The sequence below is a fragment of the Nocardia sp. 852002-20019_SCH5090214 genome, assembly GCF_001665865.1.
GTDB lineage: Bacteria > Actinomycetota > Actinomycetes > Mycobacteriales > Mycobacteriaceae > Nocardia > Nocardia nova.
Genome location: NZ_LZMK01000081.1, coordinates 1 through 1669 on the forward strand (window position 1 = coordinate 1; position 1669 = coordinate 1669).

The 1669-nt window shown below is 69.1% G+C and carries 2 protein-coding genes; both read right to left on the reverse strand.

Annotated features, from left to right (window positions below; genetic code table 11):
• The coding region (locus A5780_RS07630) for a DUF4913 domain-containing protein (RefSeq protein WP_064908105.1) at positions 1 to 719 on the reverse strand (719 nt) is incomplete at its 3' end.
• On the reverse strand, positions 716 to 1669 hold a 954-nt coding region (locus A5780_RS07635; protein ID WP_156769407.1), incomplete at its 5' end, for a type IV secretory system conjugative DNA transfer family protein. The genes A5780_RS07630 and A5780_RS07635, both read right to left, overlap by 4 nt.

Here is a 1669-nt window from a genome sequence, read left to right on the forward strand (position 1 = left end):
CGGGCGGGCCCGGTCAGCACCACCAGGCCGGAATCCAGCTGCGTATATGCCTGCTCCCACGCCCCCTCGACCACCACGGGCTCCAGCGGCAGAGGGGTGAGCTGGCGGCGATATCCGTGGTGGCCCTTGTCCACCGAGCAGTAGCGGAAGCAGCCTTCCGGCGACAGCAGCATGGACATGTGGTGATCGACGTGGTCGCGCCAGAACGACGACATCTCCGAGCCCGTGCCCTGGCGGGCCTCCTCGAACGCCCGGAACAAGGCCTCGAACCGGCACACGGCCTCGGCGTGCTCGTCCCACTCCGGGCACCAGCGGATATCGTCCTCGATGCCCTCCTTGCTGACTTCGCGGGCGTAGCAGGGCGCGATGTAGTTGCGGACGAAATCGTCGGTGTCGGCGAACCGCAGCTGCGGCTGCTGCTCCTCGTTCTCCTCCGGCGCCGGCGGCGGGGCCACCGCCTCGGCGGCGGCCTCACGGGCGGTGGCCTCCATACCGGCGATGACCTCGGGCGTCAGCGCCGCACCGAAGGCCGCCGCGGCGATTTCCTTGGCGAGACCGGCCATCTGGGCGGCGATCGCCTTGCGGACCGCCTCGTCGAGCGCGGCGCCGAGCACCTGCGGATCCACCGCCGCGGCCGCGACGGCGGCCTGGGTGGCCGCCTCCTCGCCAGCAGCCGCAGATCCGTTGGCGCCGTTGGTGTTGGTGTCGTTGGTGGTCATGCGTTGTCGCCTTCCTGATCAGAGGTGGGGTCAGCCGGGGTCGGCTCGAATCGGGCTTGGGAGGCCTTGATCGCGTCGGCGTAGGGGCGCTGCCACCAGGGCACGAGCTGCAGCAGGGTGGGGCGGCGGCCGCTGGACAGCAGCACCGCACGCCCCGACGGCAGCGCGGCCAGATCGCTGACGGTCAAAGTCGTTTCGGTCGTGCGAGACCACGACGTCGACGTCGACGTCCCGGACTTGTCCCGCGAATTCGACAGCGAGGAGACCTGCTCGTAGTGCTGTCCGATCAGCTCCGAGGTGTCACGCAGGAATCCGGCGTCGGCCAGGCCGGGGCCCAGGATGCGGATGTTGGCCGCACCCCACAGCGCCTGCATCCCCTCCGAGCCCCAGCAACGCACGCCCTGCGCCCAGGACTGCAGGATCGTTTGCACGATGATTCCGCGAGATCCGAAGTGGGAGTACATCTTCGGCAGCTCGGCCCACTTGACGATGTTGGCGGCCTCGTCCAGGCACACCATCATCGGAACCGGCAGCCGCCCACCGGCCTCGGTGCCCGCGTCCGCGGCCGCCTCGACCACGGCCGCGGTGAGCGCGGTGATCAGCGGGCCCGCGGTGCCGGCACCCTCCAGCGACAACGGGTACAACGTGTCGCGGGAGCGAGCGAAGGCCACCACATCGAAGGATTCGCGCTGCGCCTCACCGTCTTTCGGCGGGCACACCCACGGCACGATGGAATCGAACTTCAGGCAGCTCGCCATCTTCTTCGCCGTCGAGAAAACGCCCTTACGCTGCCGATCCGGAGCGTTGTACTGATCGCGCAGCGCGCCCGCCGGAAGGCTGTAGCCCGCCTCGACCAGGATGTCGATCGGCTCGTCGTCTTTCGGCTTCGTGATCCACTCGAACACTTTCGTGATCGGCTTCTTGTCCAACGCGGCCGCCAGGATCAGCCC